At 67.7% G+C, this 1,847-nt stretch carries 1 protein-coding gene; it reads right to left on the bottom strand.

Translation table 11 applies throughout. From position 1 onward, the window contains the following. Positions 1-9: 9 nt before the first annotated feature. A complete protein-coding gene (locus tag SCH01S_RS01550; protein WP_046347021.1) occupies positions 10-1,791 on the bottom strand; it encodes an aminopeptidase P family protein in 1,782 nt (593 codons plus the stop codon). Positions 1,792-1,847 lie beyond the last annotated feature (56 nt).

Here is a 1,847-nt window from a genome sequence, read left to right as displayed (position 1 = left end):
GGGGCGGAGCTAAATCGCCGCACACTCCGCTTCCAGCCACGCGCGCACGTCACCGTCCAGCTGCGGTGCGATCACCTCGACCACCTGCGCGTGGTACGCATTCAGCCACGCCCGTTCCTTTTCGGTCAGCATCGCGACATCAATCAGCCGCCGGTCGATCGGCGCGAACGTCAGCGTGTCGAACCCAAGCATCTCGCGCTCGGCGCCGGGCACCTCCTTCGGCACCACCAGCACCAGATTCTCGATCCGGATGCCGTATTCGCCGCCTTTGTAATAGCCGGGCTCGTTCGACAGGATCATGCCGGCCGCGAGCGGCTCGTCGCCGCCGCCGAAGGTCGCGATCCGCGCCGGGCCCTCGTGCACCGACAGATAGCTGCCGACGCCGTGGCCAGTCCCGTGCGCATAATCGAGGCCGACCTCCCACAGCGGCCGGCGCGCGAACGCGTCGATCTGCTGCCCGCGCGTGCCCTTCGGGAACAGCGCGGTCGCGATGGCGATATGCCCTTTCAGCACGCGCGTGAACCGGTCGCACATCTCGGCCGTTGGCATGCCGACGATGACGGTGCGCGTAATGTCCGTGGTGCCGTCCTGGTACTGGCCGCCCGAATCGACCAGATAGATGCCGTTCATCGTGATCGGCAGGCTCGATTCCTCAGTCACCCGGTAATGCGGGATCGCGGCGTTCGGGCCCGCGGCGGAAATGGTGTCGAACGAGAGGTCCTGCAGCAAGCCGGTTTCATCGCGAAAGGCACGCAGCTTCGCCGCCGCGCTCATTTCGGTGAGCCCGCCCTTCGGCGCCTCGATCGAGAGCCAGTGCAGGAACCGCACGATCGCGGCGCCGTCGCGCGCCTGCGCCGCCTGATGGCCGGCGACTTCGACCGGGTTCTTGATCGCCTTGGCGAGCACGGCCGGATCGCGCAGCTGCAACGTCTCCGCCCCGCCCTTTTCCAGCCGCTCGAAGATTGCCGCCACGGCGCGCTCCGGATCGACCGCAACGCGCTTGCCGGCAAAGCTCGCCAGCGCCTTCGGGAACTCCGCGCGGTCATGCAGCCGCACGGCGTTGCCCAGATGCTTCGCGACGTCCTCACCCACTTTTTCCGGCTGCACGAACAGGTCGGCGGTGCCGTCGCGGTTGACCAGCGCATAGGCGAGACCGACCGGCGTGCGCTCGACATCCTTGCCGCGGACATTGAACGTCCAGGCGATCGAATCGAGCGCGGAAAGCACCACCGCATCCGCCCTTTTCGCGGCCAGCCAGTCGCCGATCTCGGCCCGCTTCTCGGCCGAATTCCGGCCGGTGAACTCATCCGGCTGGACCACCAGCCGCGCGCGCGACGGCTCCGGCCGGTCGGGCCAGATCGCATCGACGGGGTTGGTGTCGACCGCAACCAGAGTCGCGCCCTTTTCCTTCAGCGCCTTGGTCGCCGCTTCCACCCAGGCGCGGGTGTGCAGCCAGGGGTCGTAGCCGATCCGGGCGCCGTTTGCGGCGTGCTCGCCGAGCCAGTCGGAGACGGACGTCTCCGGCACCGACACATAGGCCCAGTGTTTCGGATCGACCTGCTCGCGCACCTGCAGCGTGTAACGGCCGTCGATGAAGATCGCGGCTTCCTCCGGCAGCACAACCGCCGTGCCGGCCGAGCCCTGGAAGCCGGTCAGCCAAGCCAGGCGCTGCGCATAGGCGCCCACATATTCGCTCATATGCTCGTCGGTCAGCGGCACGACGAACCCGTCCAGCCGGTCGCGCTTCAGCTGCTCGCGAAGGGCTGCAAGACGCGCTTCATAGGTGGACATGGGGTGCTCCTGTGGTTGGGTTTAGGAGCTCTATAGACGCTCCTCCCCGGAACGGG

This window comes from Sphingomonas changbaiensis NBRC 104936 (assembly GCF_000974765.1).
In the GTDB taxonomy this organism is placed as follows: domain Bacteria; phylum Pseudomonadota; class Alphaproteobacteria; order Sphingomonadales; family Sphingomonadaceae; genus Sphingomonas_B; species Sphingomonas_B changbaiensis.
Note: the sequence above shows the minus strand (reverse complement) of the source record. Positions and strands in the feature narration are given on the sequence as shown.

What these genes read in the sequence shown, in the direction of transcription:
- SCH01S_RS01550 (WP_046347021.1), bottom strand. Translation starts at nt 1,791, where the DNA reads ATGTCCACCTATGAAGCGCGTCTTGCAGCCCTTCGCGAGCAGCTGAAG.